This window comes from Arthrobacter sp. Helios, assembly GCF_023167125.1.
In the GTDB taxonomy this organism is placed as follows: domain Bacteria; phylum Actinomycetota; class Actinomycetes; order Actinomycetales; family Micrococcaceae; genus Arthrobacter_B; species Arthrobacter_B luteolus.
The window spans coordinates 1,894,537-1,908,180 of record NZ_CP095402.1; the positions used below are offsets into that span (position 1 = coordinate 1,894,537).

The window sequence follows — 13,644 nt, forward strand, 5'->3', positions numbered from 1 at the left end:
AGGCCACCAGCAGTCAATTGTCATTCATACGGTCCTGTTGCCTCAGGACCCAACAGTGTGCCAAACGGAAAAACCCGGTCCCACGATCCGGCAGCGTGTTCCAATCCCGTCCCCGAAGGAACAGAACGTACTGGGCTGCCAGGCGTAGCGCCGGGCACCTGCTTATTGATATTCCACCCTTGAGCACCCACCGGGGAACATATGTCCCCGATATGGGCATCTCCTGCAAAACACACATCCAGCACTGTGGAAGGACATGGGCCTTGAGGTGCTCCTTAGAAAGGAGGTGATCCAGCCGCACCTTCCGGTACGGCTACCTTGTTACGACTTAGTCCCAATCGCCGGTCCCACCTTCGACGGCTCCCTCCCACAAGGGGTTAGGCCACCGGCTTCGGGTGTTACCAACTTTCGTGACTTGACGGGCGGTGTGTACAAGGCCCGGGAACGTATTCACCGCAGCGTTGCTGATCTGCGATTACTAGCGACTCCAACTTCATGAGGTCGAGTTGCAGACCTCAATCCGAACTGAGACCGGCTTTTTGGGATTAGCTCCACCTCACAGTATCGCAACCCTTTGTACCGGCCATTGTAGCATGCGTGAAGCCCAAGACATAAGGGGCATGATGATTTGACGTCGTCCCCACCTTCCTCCGAGTTGACCCCGGCAGTCTCCTATGAGTCCCCGCCATAACGCGCTGGCAACATAGAACGAGGGTTGCGCTCGTTGCGGGACTTAACCCAACATCTCACGACACGAGCTGACGACAACCATGCACCACCTGTAAACCGGCCACAAGTGGGGGACCTGTTTCCAGGCCTTTCCGGTTCATGTCAAGCCTTGGTAAGGTTCTTCGCGTTGCATCGAATTAATCCGCATGCTCCGCCGCTTGTGCGGGCCCCCGTCAATTCCTTTGAGTTTTAGCCTTGCGGCCGTACTCCCCAGGCGGGGCACTTAATGCGTTAGCTACGGCGCGGAAAACGTGGAATGTCCCCCACACCTAGTGCCCAACGTTTACGGCATGGACTACCAGGGTATCTAATCCTGTTCGCTCCCCATGCTTTCGCTCCTCAGCGTCAGTTACAGCCCAGAGACCTGCCTTCGCCATCGGTGTTCCTCCTGATATCTGCGCATTTCACCGCTACACCAGGAATTCCAGTCTCCCCTACTGCACTCTAGTCTGCCCGTACCCACTGCAGACCCGGGGTTGAGCCCCGGGCTTTCACAGCAGACGCGACAAACCGCCTACGAGCTCTTTACGCCCAATAATTCCGGATAACGCTTGCGCCCTACGTATTACCGCGGCTGCTGGCACGTAGTTAGCCGGCGCTTCTTCTGCAGGTACCGTCACTTTCGCTTCTTCCCTGCTGAAAGAGGTTTACAACCCGAAGGCCGTCATCCCTCACGCGGCGTCGCTGCATCAGGCTTTCGCCCATTGTGCAATATTCCCCACTGCTGCCTCCCGTAGGAGTCTGGGCCGTGTCTCAGTCCCAGTGTGGCCGGTCACCCTCTCAGGCCGGCTACCCGTCGTCGCCTTGGTGGGCCATTACCCCAACCAACAAGCTGATAGGCCGCGAGTCCATCCAAAACCGCATAAAGCTTTCCACCACCATGGCATGCGCCAGGTGGTCGTATCCGGTATTAGACCCAGTTTCCCAGGCTTATCCCGAAGTTAAGGGCAGGTTACTCACGTGTTACTCACCCGTTCGCCACTAATCATTCTGTGCAAGCACAGAAGTCATCGTTCGACTTGCATGTGTTAAGCACGCCGCCAGCGTTCATCCTGAGCCAGGATCAAACTCTCCGTAAATGTGTTACAGACACAAAACCGGAGCCAAGGAAAATTGGCTGCACAGTTCTGCACTAAATTCGAAACCAGCTAAAAAAACCATCCACAGCCCACGGGGTGGGCGGGACAGCCAATTCAACCAATCAAAATAATTGGTATCAATAAACTTGGCACACTATTGAGTTCTCAAACAACAGTCGCATCCGGTCTACTCAGAAAAACCATTCCGTTTCCGGATCAATGTTTTTCTTTTCGCACCGCTGCGGTGTTTCATAATTCTATTTCATCTTTCCGGTTTTTGCAATTCGGCGGATTTCCGTGGAAATCGTTCCGAACCGTTCAAACCGGCTGTCCGAACCACACAAAAGCAACCGGATTTATCCGTGATTTTGTGTGGGTTTGGTTTCCGTTCCGACCAGTCCTGGTCGGCGGCAACTCGTTTATCTTGCCACACCCCGGGCAGTTCCTGCAACTCGGCGGGGCTGTGATGCCCCGCACCGTCCGGCCCAGCCTTCGGTGCGTGTCCTCCCCGTTCCGGAACCAGCCGGCCCCGGCGGGAAGTACAGATCCATTGTAGGGAGAGACGGGCGGCCAGGCGCAAGCCGAACGGCCGTGCCGGTGCTCACAACGGCCGGATTCAGCTGGTGACGCGCAGGTATTCCAGCTGTGCGGCGACCGAAAGCTCGGCCGCGGAACGGACTGACGCGGGCACATCCGCGTAGACGGCGTCGGTCACGTCCCCAACCGTGGCGCCCTCCCCCAGATGCTCCAGCGCCGACCTGATCTGTGCGAGCCGTTCATCCCGGTGGTCACGGTAGGTCAGAACCACGGACTCGAGGTTCTCCAGGTCCGGGCCGTGGGCCGGCAGCACCGTGGCGGGGCCCAGCTTGCCGAGCTTGTCCAGGCTGGCCATAAAGTCCACCAGGGTTCCATCCGGGTAATCCAGCACGGTGGTCCCCCGGCCCAGGATGGTGTCACCGGTCAGCACCGAACCGTTGGAGCCGTCTGCGGGGAGATAAAAGCAGACGGAGTCGGAAGTATGCCCCGGCGTCGCCACTACCTGGATCCGTGTACCGCCGGCATGGATGACTTCGCCGTCGGCCAGCTTTTCTCCGCCGTGGCAGAAGGCGGGATCGGCGGCGCGTACAGGTGCACCCGTCAGCTGGTGCAGCCTTTCGGCTCCCTCTGTGTGGTCCGGGTGCCTGTGCGTGATCAGAATCAGGGCAATGTCGCCTGCGGCAGCCAGGGCCGCGAGGTGGTCTTCCTGGGCAGGACCCGGATCAACCACTACCGAGGGGCCGCCGTCTGCGGCGGCAATGATGTAGCTCTTCGTGCCGTCCAGGCTCATGGGCCCGGGATTGTCGGCCAGCCGGTACCGGGCGAGCGGGGAACTGCGCACCAGCTGTTCCGGTGCCGGCTGTGCCGATTCAGTCATCTCCGGTTACGCCAGCCGGGTCAGCCAGCCGCGGGTGTCCTCCACGGCTCCGGTCTGGATTCCCAGGAGTTCCCGGCGGATCGACATGGTGATCTCCCCTGCCGCAGCTTCCGGGGAACCGATGGTCTCGGTCTCCGACTTCAGCTCGCCGACCGGCGTGATCACCGCGGCAGTGCCACAGGCGAAAACCTCGGTGATGTCGCCGGAGGCAACGCCGTCGCGCCATTCGTCCAGGGTGATTTTGCGTTCTTCAACCTGCAGTCCGCGGTCGCGTCCCAGCTGGAGCACGGAATTGCGTGTCACCCCGTGCAGGATGGTGCCCGACAGCGCCGGTGTCACGAGCCGTCCGTCCTTGAAGACGAAGAACACGTTCATTCCACCGAGTTCTTCCACAGCGTTGTCGTTGAACTCGTCCAGGAACAATACCTGCTTGCAGCCGTTGGCTTCGCCTTCCATCTGTGCGATCAGCGATGCGGCGTAGTTACCGCCGCACTTGGCTTCGCCGGTTCCGCCGCGGCCTGCCCGCGCGTATTTCGTGGACAGCCAGATCGACACGGGCTTGAGCTCGCCGCCGAAGTAGTTGCCGGCAGGCGAGGCGATGACGCGGTAGGACACCTCCCGGGCCGGGCGCACGCCGAGGAACGGTTCCGTGGCGATCATGAACGGGCGCAGGTACAGGGATTCCCCGTCACCGGTGGGAACCCAGTCCCGGTCGACGGCGACGAGCTGGCTCAGGGATTCGAGGAACAGCTCCTCCGGCAGTTCCGGCAGGGCCAGGCGGCGGGCCGAGGTGTTGAGGCGGGCGGCGTTCGCTTCCGGACGGAAGGTCCAGATGGACCCGTCCTGGTGGCGGTAGGCCTTGAGGCCTTCGAAGATTTCCTGGCCGTAGTGCAGCACCGCGGCAGCCGGGTCCATGGCGATCGGACCGTAAGGCTCGATGCGGGCGTCCTGCCACTGGCCTTCGCCGTTTTCGCCGGCACGGTAATCAATGACGGCAGTGTGGTCCGTGAAGTGGTTTCCGAATCCCGGATCCGCGAGAATCCGTGCGCGTTCCTCCTCGGACTTGCGCTGGGCGGATAGCTTCTGGGTGAACTCCAGAGCGCTGACAGACATTATTCCTCCACGGTGAACGGGGAAGCCGTTCTCTTTGCCGATTGATTGGGTCACTGTTGAGCTTATGACACTGCCGCGGCGATCGCATCGCCGATTTCCGCCGTTTTGCGCGTGTGTGCGGTGCGGCCTGCGACGTCGGCTTCCACAGCCTGTTCCACGCGTTCCGCTTCGGAGTGGAAACCGAGGTGGTGCAGCAGCAGCGCCGCAGAGAGGATCGCCGCCGTCGGGTCGGCAATCTGCTGGCCGGCAATGTCCGGGGCTGAGCCGTGAACCGGCTCGAACATCGAGGGGAAGGTGCCTTCCATGTTGATGTTGCCGGAGGCGGCCAGCCCGATCCCGCCGGTGACCGCAGCAGCGAGGTCGGTGAGGATGTCGCCAAACAGGTTGTCGGTGACGATGACGTCGAACCGGGAGGGGTCCGTGGTCAGGAAGATGGTCGCGGCGTCAACGTGGAGGTAATCCACCGTGACGTCCGGGAACTCGGCGGCGACGGCGTCCACGGTCCGCTTCCACAGCTTGCCGGCGTAAACCAGGACGTTGTGCTTGTGTACCAGGGTCAGTTTCCTGCGCGGCCGGTCGTTGGCCCGGCGGAAGGCGTCCCGGACCACGCGCTCGACGCCGTGGGCCGTGTTGAGCGAAACCTCGGTGGCGATTTCATGCGGGGTCCCCGTGCGCAGAGATCCGCCGTTGCCGACGTATGGACCTTCCGTGCCCTCGCGGACGACGATGAAGTCGATCTCGCCGGGATTGGCCAGCGGGCTGGCGACGCCGGGGAAGAGCTTGGACGGCCTCAGGTTCACAAAGTGGTCCAGGCTGAAGCGCAGCTTGAGCAGCAGTTCGCGCTCGATCAGGCCCGACGGCATGGTGGTGTCCCCCGGTGCGGCGCCGACAGCACCGAAGAGGATGGCGTCGTGCCCCTTGAGCGACTCCAGGGTTTCTTCCGGAAGGGTTTCACCGGTCCGAAGCCAGTGCTCGGCACCGAGGGAATATTCCGTGAGGTCGAAGCGCGCCGGGCTGCCCTGCGTCACCGCCGTCAGTACCTTGACGGCTTCTGCCGTGACTTCGGGACCGATGCCGTCGCCGGGGATGACGGCCAGGGAGATAACGTTCGACGCTGCTTCATTCATGGGCCAATTCTAGGAAGACTGTCCATATAGCGGTCAACACGTATCACATACTGAGACGGAGCTACGGGAGCGGCAGCGACGCGGGTGCCGGCACGGTCCACGGCGGACTCCAGGTTCAGACCACGGCATGACGCGCCCCTCCACCGCCGGGCCCTAGAGTTGTTTTCCATGCTCCTGCACCGACGAATCTATGCCTGGGTCCAGGCCAACCCCGGCAAGGTGGACCTCGCGCAGGCCCTCGGCGTCACCTTGATCTTCGCAGTCCCCTTTTTGCTCTTTACCGGATCAGTGGTCGAGTTCCTCCTCTCCTGCGCGCTCTGCCTGCCGCTGGCCTGGAGCCGGTCCCGGCCGGTGACAGCCGCTGCGATCCAGGCCTCGGCGTGCCTGTTGTCGCTGGTCCTGGTTCCGGACACCGGGTTGCCGGCCTACGTCCTGGTTCTGGGCACCGTCTATTCCCTGGCCGCCCATGCCCCGCGCTGGGCCAGCCTCAGCGGGCTGGCCCTGGCTCTGGTCGGCGGGGTCCTGCTCATCCTGCGGTATCTGGTCATCCCCTCGGTGCAGATGGTTGCCGGCACCCCGCAGCTCTTCCCGGGCCAGCTGGTGATCTTTGTGATCTCCGTGATCGCCGTCGACGCGGTGGTGCTGGTGGCCTGGACGTTTGGCGACCTGGCCCGCACCCGGCGCCTGGCCATGCAGGCCCTGAAGGACCATGCCCGGCGCCTGGAGGTGGAACGCCAGCAGGAACGCGATCTGGCCGCTGCCGATGAACGCACCCACATTGCCCGCGAAATGCACGACATCGTGGCGCACTCGCTCTCCGTCATCATTACGCAGGCCGACGGCGCCCGGTATGCGAGCGCCCAGGATCCGGAGATTGCGGCGAAGACCCTGGGCACCATCGCCGATACCGGCCGGGGTTCGCTGCGCGAAATGCGCCGGCTGCTGGGGGTGCTCCGCGGCGACGAGCTGGCCTCGACCCGTCCCCTGCCCACCCTTGACGACGTCGATTCCCTGGTGGACGCCGTGCAGCGCGCCGGTCTGGAAGTACGGGTGAACCGGACCGGAATGATGCGCCGTCCGCTGCCCGCCGGTGCGGAGCTCACGGCCTACCGGGTGATCCAGGAGTCACTGACCAACGTGCTCAAGCACGCCGGCCCCCAGTCGCACGCAGAGGTGGACCTCCAATGGACGCCCCGGGGCCTGGAAATCCAGGTGCGCGACGACGGCCGGGGAGCTGCGGCGGATGCCGCGGCCCCCGGCGGCGCAGGGAACAACGCGGGCAGTCACGGCCAGGGCATCAAGGGCATGACCGAACGTGTGGCCCTTTACGATGGAAGCCTTATTGCTGCACCCGCGGCCGGCGGAGGATTCCGCGTGGCCGCCTTCATTCCCTATACGGAGGCCTAAGCATGACCGGCGCCCTGTCCCCCCAACCTGACGGCGGCGAAGCCAGCCAGGAACCGATCCGCGTAGCCCTGGTCGATGACCAGCAGCTGGTCCGCGGCGGCTTCAAGATGCTCATCAACTCACAGCCGGACCTGACTGTCGTGGCGGAAGCCGGCAACGGCGCCGAAGCCGTCCGGGTCCTCTCCTCGGTCCCTGCCGACGTCGTCCTGATGGACGTGCGGATGCCCGGTATGGACGGGATTGAGGCCACCGCCAAAATCCTTGAGCGCGCAGCGGCGCAGCCGGAGGGCTCAACGGACACTGGAATCCGGGTAGTTGTCCTGACCACCTTCGACCTGGACGAATATGCGCTCTCCGCCATCCGCGCCGGAGCCAGCGGTTTCCTGCTCAAGGACGCGCCGCCCGAGGAACTGCTGGACGCGATCCGGACCGTTCACCGCGGGGATGCCGTGATTGCGCCCTCCACCACGCGGAGGCTGCTGGACCATGTGGCTCCCCTGCTGCGCGAACCAACTCCCGAGGTCAGCCGGCACGCTGCCAGCGTGGAGACCCTGACGCCCCGCGAGCGCGAAGTGTTCACACTGATTGCCGGCGGCCTGTCCAATCCGGAGATCGCGGCGACGCTGTTCCTGTCCGAGGCCACGGTCAAGACCCACGTCGGCCACATACTTGCCAAGCTCGGCGCCCGGGACCGGGTGCAGGCGGTTGTCATCGCCTACGAAACCGGTATCGTCGCCCCATAGCGCGAAGCTGCCGTGCGGAGAGGGGCCTGTCGTGTCCACTCAGGACGACGTCCGTTCCATCTGCCTGGCGCTGCCCGGGGTTACCGAACGGCTGAGCTGGCAGCAGCCGGCCTGGTTTGCCCGCACGCTGATGGCCCGCATGTGGGAGGACGGCGTTCTTACGGTGAAATCGGAGGAACGCGAGGCCCTGGCCGGCACGGATCCGCAGAAGTTCTTCTGGACCCCGCATCATGACCGCTCACCCCTGCTGGTGCTGGTCCGGCTCGTTGCGGTGGAGGAGACAGAACTGCAGGAGCTGCTGCTGGAGTCCTACCAGCTGGCAGGCCCGCTTCCACCCACGGTATGACCCGGTGGACGGTAATCCCCCTCCACCCTCCGATGTGCCGGCACCGGCCGGCGAAATAGCGTTGGGGGTATGACAACCCTTACTGAGCAAAACCCTGTGCCCGGGCCCGGCAGCACCACGGCTGCCGCGGCGGCACAGGCACTGAACAAGACCTACGGAAAAGGCGACACCACTGTCCACGCCCTGCGCAGCGTGGACGTCAGCTTTGAGTCCGGCTCCTTCACCGCCATCATGGGCCCCTCCGGTTCCGGCAAGTCCACCCTCATGCACTGCCTGGCCGGGCTGGATTCGGCGGACTCCGGACAGATCTGGATCGGCGGTACGGAGATCACCGGACTGAATGACGCAGACGTCACCCGGCTCCGCCGCGACAGCGTCGGATTCGTGTTCCAGTCCTTCAACCTCGTCCCCACGCTGACCGCGGAGCAGAACATTACCCTTCCCGTCGCCCTGGCCAATGGGAAGGTGGACAAGCAGTGGCTCGGCGAGATCACCCGCACGCTCGGCTTGGAAGGGCGCCTGCTGCACCGCCCGCATGAACTCTCCGGCGGCCAGCAGCAGCGCGTGGCGGTGGCCCGTGCCCTGCTGACCCGCCCGCACGTTGTCTTCGGCGACGAACCCACCGGCAACCTTGACTCCCGCTCCGGTGCCGAGGTGCTCTCGCTGCTGCGGCGCTCCACCCGGGAGATGGGCCAGAGCATCATCATGGTCACCCACGACCCGGTCGCGGCCTCCTACGCCGACCGCGTTGTTTTGATGAACGACGGCGAACTCGTCGGCGAGCTGTCAAAGCCCACGCCTGAATCGGTCCTTTCGGCCCTGACGAAGCTGGGTGCCTGACGTGCTGCAGGTAGCCCTGGCGCAGGTGCGCCTGAATGCGCGGCGCTTCATCGCCGTCGGCGTCGCGGTTCTGATCGCGGTCGGTTTCCTGACCGCGACGCTGATCATCAATTCCTCCTCCAAGGCGTCGTTGACGCAGAGCGTGGGCCAGAGTTTCCGGAACGCGGACCTGGTCGTGTCAGCAGGATACGACGACGAGTCCCAGAGCTGGGCGGTCCTCACCGAGGAGACCGCCAGCCTGGCCCGCGGTGTGGACGGCGTCACCGATGCCTATGCAGTCCGGACCAGTTACGTCACCATCGGCGGCGGCGGAAGCACCGCCTTCGCCGAGCTGAGGAACATTCCGTCCGACAAGTCGCTGATGCCGGTCGACGTGGTTCAGGGAACCCTGCCCGTCACGGGCACGGAGATCGCCGTGGACCAGACAACGGCGGAGCGCCGGGGCCTTTCCCTGGGCTCGATGCTGCCCGTCGCGTCCCAGGACCCCACCACTGACGTGCCGCCGGCGGAACTGCGGGTCAGCGCGCTGGTGGAAACTTCCGCGGATCCCGGCATGATGGGCGCTGCCCAGCTCTACGCAGTGGATGCGGCGGCCGCCCTGTATGCCGACCCCGCCTACGGTTTTGACAGCATCCAGCTTTCCCTCGCGGACGGAGCCTCGCTGCAGGAGGTCCAGGCTGCGCTCCAGCAGGACCTGGCCGCTGCCGGTATCTCCGCGGTCACCGTACGGACCGTGGAGGAACAGACCACGGAACTCGTCGCATCCCTGACCGGCGGCGAAGACGCCCTGACCATCATCCTGCTGGCGTTCGCCGCCGTCGCCCTCCTGGTCTGCGCCCTGGTGGTCTCCAATACCTTCTCGGTGCTCGTGGCGCAGCGGACCCGGGAACTTGCCCTGCTGCGCTGCATCGGAGCAGCCCGGTCCCAGATCCGCCGCTCCGTCCTCGTCGAAGCGCTCCTGGTAGGCATCGTGGCGTCTGTTGCCGGTGTGCTGGCCGCGGTAGGGCTGGTCGCGGCAATCGTGGCCTACCTCCAGACGCAGCCGAACAGCGGGTTCGCCACCATGGCCGTCACCCCCTGGTCGGTGGTGGCGGGCATGGCCGCCGGGATTCTGCTCACTGTTCTGGCCGCACTGGTTCCCGCCCGGGCCGCCACCGCTGTGGCCCCGCTGGCCGCACTGCGTCCGGCCGAGGACATCCGTGCCGGCACCCGCAAGGGCCGGGTCCGGCTCACCGCCGGCCTGGTGCTGACCGCGGGCGGCAGCGCCCTGCTGATTCTGGGTGCCGTCCGCGGAGACCTGCTGATTGCCCTCCCCGGCGGCCTGCTGAGCTTCGTCGGCGTGCTGATGTGCTCCACTCTGTTCGTCCCCCCGCTGGTCCGCGCCGTCGGTGCCCTGGCGGCACCGCTCGGTGTGCCGGGCAAGCTCGCCGCCGTCAACGCGGTCCGCAACCCGCAGCGCACGTCTGCGACGTCGTCGGCCCTGCTGATCGGCGTGACCCTGGTGGCCATGATGATGACCGGAGCGGCAACAGCACGAACCGCCTTCGATTCAGCGCTGTCCAGTGAATTTCCCGTGGATGTCAGCGTCCGGGGGGCTCTGCTGGATGGAAGTCCGCTGGACGCCGGTGACACCGCCACAGCACGGTCAGTGCAGGGCGTGGAGAACGCTGTGCTGATGCCCGTCGCCGGAATGGCCGGAGGCAACGACGGCGACATCGCTGTTTATGCGCTCGATTCCGCCGGAACCTCTGTCCTCCAGGACCCGTCACTGATTCCGGAGGACGGCGAGATCATCATGCCGCAGGGCACCGAGGCGAAGACCGTCACTGTCCGGGGAGCCTCGGGCGACACCCAGCTGAAGGTTAGAACCTCCGGCAGCGCCTACTTCCCCGCACTGGTCTCGGCGCAGACGGCCGAGGCGATGGGCGGCCTCCCCGCGGCGACGGACGCGGGCGGTTATGTGCCGGAGCCCATGCTCTGGCTCTCAGTCGCTGACGGCCTGGGCACCAATGAGCTGATGGATCTCCAGTCGGAACTGGCCGCGGCCGTCGGCGTCGAGGACTACCAAATCTCCGGCTCCTCGATTGAACGCGCAGCGTACGAGCAGGTCATCGATGTGCTGCTGATGGTGGTGACCGGGCTGCTGGGGGTCGCCGTCGTGATTGCACTGGTGGGTGTGGCGAACACGCTCTCCCTGTCCGTCCTGGAACGCACCCGGGAATCCTCCCTGCTGCGTGCGCTGGGGCTCACCCGGGGCCAGCTGCGCGGCATGCTGGCACTGGAGGCGGTGCTGATCGCGGGAGTGGCAGCCCTGTTCGGCTGCCTGCTCGGGGCACTGTACGGCTGGCTGGGGGCACAGTCCGCTCTGGGCTCCTTCGCCGCCGTCACGCCGGCTCTCCCCTGGGCCCAGCTGGGCGGCGTCCTCGCCGTCGCCCTGGCAGCAGGCCTGGCCGCCTCGCTGCTTCCGGCCCGCAGGGCAGCCCGGCTGTCTCCGGTGGCAGGACTGGCAGCGGACTGACCGGAACCAGTTTCCCGGTGCGCGGGGTATCCGCCGGCTGGACGGATACCTCGCGCAACTGCTCAGTGATCTGCGAAGATACAAAGCAGACTGAGCTTTGGCGGCAGGCCTGCCTGCCACCCCGGATCGATGAAGGAGCCCGCCATGCCCCAGACAGAGTCCGGCAGGACACCGCGCCACGAGTCGCTGGCCGCCTACTTGGATGACCATCTGCTGGGTGCCGAGTCCGGCGTGCGGCTCTTCAAGGCAGCGCGCAGGACCTGGGAAGGCACCGAGTATGAGGGCGTCTTCGCCAGCCTCACGGAACAGATCTCGGATGAGCGGGACGAGCTCGAGACCCTGATCCTGGCACTGGGCTATCAGCGCAGCCGGCTCAAGACGGCCCTGGCCTGGGTGGGCGCCCTGGTGGGGCGCGCCGGCCCGGTCAACCCGCTGAGCACCGGTTCCGGAACCACCGGCCAGCTCGAACTCGAAACGCTCCAGGCGATTGTACGGGCCAAGGAATGCCTGTGGCGGACGCTGCTGGTCCTCTCCGCCCACGACCACCGGTTCCACGCCCCGCGGATCCGGGAGCTGCTGAGCACGGCCCAGGCACAGCAGGACGCCGTCGCCAAGGTCATGGAAGACACCGCACCGGCACGCTTCCTCACCTAGGCCGGCACTCCGCCAGGTTCCACTTGAGACACAACAGAAGGTGGCCGGGTCTCCGGCCACCTTCTGTTGTTCGGTTACTGCAGTGTCAGCGGCAGATTACTCCGCTGGCTCCTCGTACTTGGGGAAGATCGGTGCCGGAGCCGGCAGCGGGGTGCCGGGGACCAGCGGCGTGCCGAGCGCCGCGAAGGTCCGGGCATCGCCATCGGCCTGGCCGAGCAGGTCAAGCAGCTTCCCGGTGCTGGCGGGCATCACCGGCTGCGCCAGGATCGCCACGATCCGCAGCACCTCCAGCGTGACGTAGAGCACCGTGTTCATGCGGGCCGGGTCGGTCTTGCGCAGCACCCACGGCGCCTGCTCGGCAAAGTACGCGTTGGTATCCCCCAGCACCGCCCAGGCCGCTTCGAGCGCCCGGTGGAAGTCCTGCACGTCGTAGGCCTCGCGGGAAACCTCAAGGAGGCCACGCGCGGCGGAGAGCAGAGTCTGGTCCTCGGGTGTGAGCTCCCCCGGTTCCGGGACGGCTGCGCCGCAGTTCTTCGCCACCATGGACAGGGACCGCTGAGCCAGGTTGCCCAAATTGTTGGCCAGGTCCGCGTTCATCCGGCCGACGATGGCTTCGTGGCTGTAGGAGCCGTCAGCACCGAACGGCACCTCACGGAGCAGGAAGAAGCGCACGGCGTCGAGCCCGTACTGTTCCACCCAGTCCCCTGGCGCCACCACGTTGCCCAGCGACTTGGACATCTTCACGCCCTTGTTATGCAGGAAACCGTGGATCATCACGCGCTTGGGCAGCGGCAGTCCGGCCGACATCAGGAACGCCGGCCAGAAAATGGCGTGGAAGCGGGAGATGTCCTTGCCGATCACGTGCACGTCCGCCGGCCAGTACTTCTTAAAGGCCTCCGAATCGACGTCCGGGAAGCCGACGCCGGTCAGATAGTTGGTCAGTGCGTCCACCCACACGTACATCACGTGGTCCGGGTTGCCGGGCACCGGAACGCCCCAGTCGAAGGTGGTCCGGGAGATCGAGAGATCCTCCAGTCCGCCCTTGACGAAGCTGATCACCTCGTTGAACCGGGAACGCGGCGCGGCGAAGTCCGGCTGCTCCTCGTACAGGGCCAGGAGCTTTTCCTGGTAGTTGGACAGACGGAAGAAGTAGCTCTCCTCCTCCGTCCAGGTCAGCTCGGTGTCCGTTGTCTTGGAGTAGCGGATGCCGTCCTCGCGCAGCTCGGTTTCGTCTTCGCCGTAGTAGGCCTCGTCCCGCACGGAGTACCAGCCGGCGTACTTGGAGAGGTAGATATCGCCGTTCTCTTCCATCCGCTTCCAGATGGCCTGCGCCGCGGCGGTGTGGTCTGCGTCCGTTGTCCGGATGAACCGGTCATAGGAGGTCCCCAGGTCATCGTTCATCTGCCGGAACGCGGCGGAGTTCCGGTCCGCCAGTTCCTTGGCAGGGATGCCTTCCTTATCCGCGGACTGCTGCATCTTCTGGCCGTGCTCGTCGGTGCCGGTCATAAAAAAGACGTCGTATCCGTCCAGCCGCTTGAAGCGGGCCATCGCGTCGGTGGCGATCGCTTCCCAGGCATGGCCGATGTGCGGCACGCCGTTGGGATAGGAGATGGCAGTGGTGATGTAGAACGGGGTCTTGGAGTCGGTTGAAGTCACACTAGAAAATTACCCTGT

Annotated in this window: 10 protein-coding genes and 1 rRNA gene; 6 read left to right on the top strand and 5 right to left on the bottom strand. The window is 65.0% G+C overall.

Going from position 1 to position 13,644, the window contains the following annotated elements; all coding sequences use genetic code 11:
- Positions 1-279: 279 nt before the first annotated feature.
- From ArtHe_RS08505 to ArtHe_RS08520, 4 genes are all read right to left on the bottom strand, one after another.
- Positions 280-1,808: ribosomal RNA gene (locus ArtHe_RS08505) — 16S ribosomal RNA — on the bottom strand.
- Positions 1,809-2,424: 616 nt separating this feature from the next.
- Entirely contained in the window at positions 2,425-3,222 is a 798-nt protein-coding gene (locus ArtHe_RS08510) for an MBL fold metallo-hydrolase (RefSeq protein WP_248319581.1), read from the bottom strand.
- A gap of 6 nt (positions 3,223-3,228) precedes the next feature.
- On the bottom strand, positions 3,229-4,335 hold the full coding sequence (locus tag ArtHe_RS08515) for a branched-chain amino acid aminotransferase (protein ID WP_248319582.1): 1,107 nt from the start codon (positions 4,333-4,335) through the stop codon (positions 3,229-3,231).
- 62 nt (positions 4,336-4,397) lie between these two features.
- Complete coding sequence (locus ArtHe_RS08520) at positions 4,398-5,462, bottom strand: 3-isopropylmalate dehydrogenase (protein ID WP_248319583.1); 1,065 nt, start codon at positions 5,460-5,462, stop codon at positions 4,398-4,400.
- Positions 5,463-5,630: 168 nt separating this feature from the next.
- On the opposite strand from ArtHe_RS08520, the gene ArtHe_RS08525 reads away from it, so the two are divergent.
- The 6 genes from ArtHe_RS08525 to ArtHe_RS08550 all read left to right on the top strand — a co-directional run bounded on the left by ArtHe_RS08525 (position 5,631) and on the right by ArtHe_RS08550 (position 11,970).
- Positions 5,631-6,869 (top strand): histidine kinase, encoded by a 1,239-nt coding sequence (locus ArtHe_RS08525; protein WP_248319584.1) that lies wholly within the window; start codon positions 5,631-5,633, stop codon positions 6,867-6,869.
- Positions 6,870-6,871: 2 nt separating this feature from the next.
- Positions 6,872-7,612: a response regulator transcription factor gene (locus tag ArtHe_RS08530; RefSeq protein ID WP_248319585.1), complete on the top strand. Its 741-nt coding sequence runs from the start codon at positions 6,872-6,874 to the stop codon at positions 7,610-7,612.
- A 31-nt stretch (positions 7,613-7,643) separates the two neighbouring features.
- Positions 7,644-7,958 carry an MmcQ/YjbR family DNA-binding protein gene (locus tag ArtHe_RS08535; protein WP_248319586.1) on the top strand — a complete coding sequence of 105 codons (315 nt, stop codon included), beginning with the start codon at positions 7,644-7,646 and terminating at the stop codon, positions 7,956-7,958.
- Between the two features lie 69 nt (positions 7,959-8,027).
- Positions 8,028-8,798 carry an ABC transporter ATP-binding protein gene (locus ArtHe_RS08540; RefSeq protein WP_248319587.1) on the top strand — a complete coding sequence of 257 codons (771 nt, stop codon included), beginning with the start codon at positions 8,028-8,030 and terminating at the stop codon, positions 8,796-8,798.
- Positions 8,791-11,316, top strand: coding sequence for an FtsX family ABC transporter permease (locus ArtHe_RS08545; protein WP_248319588.1), 2,526 nt, complete (start codon positions 8,791-8,793; stop codon positions 11,314-11,316). Before ArtHe_RS08540 ends, ArtHe_RS08545 begins: the two co-directional genes overlap by 8 nt.
- Positions 11,317-11,460: 144 nt before the next feature.
- The gene (locus ArtHe_RS08550; RefSeq protein ID WP_248319589.1) at positions 11,461-11,970 is read left to right on the top strand and encodes a hypothetical protein; all 510 of its coding nucleotides are present in this window, start codon (positions 11,461-11,463) and stop codon (positions 11,968-11,970) included.
- Between the two features lie 96 nt (positions 11,971-12,066).
- Here the strand turns inward: ArtHe_RS08550 and metG are convergent, their stop codons facing one another.
- Entirely contained in the window at positions 12,067-13,626 is a 1,560-nt protein-coding gene (gene metG, locus ArtHe_RS08555) for a methionine--tRNA ligase (protein ID WP_248319590.1), read from the bottom strand.
- Between the last annotated feature and the right edge of the window lie 18 nt (positions 13,627-13,644).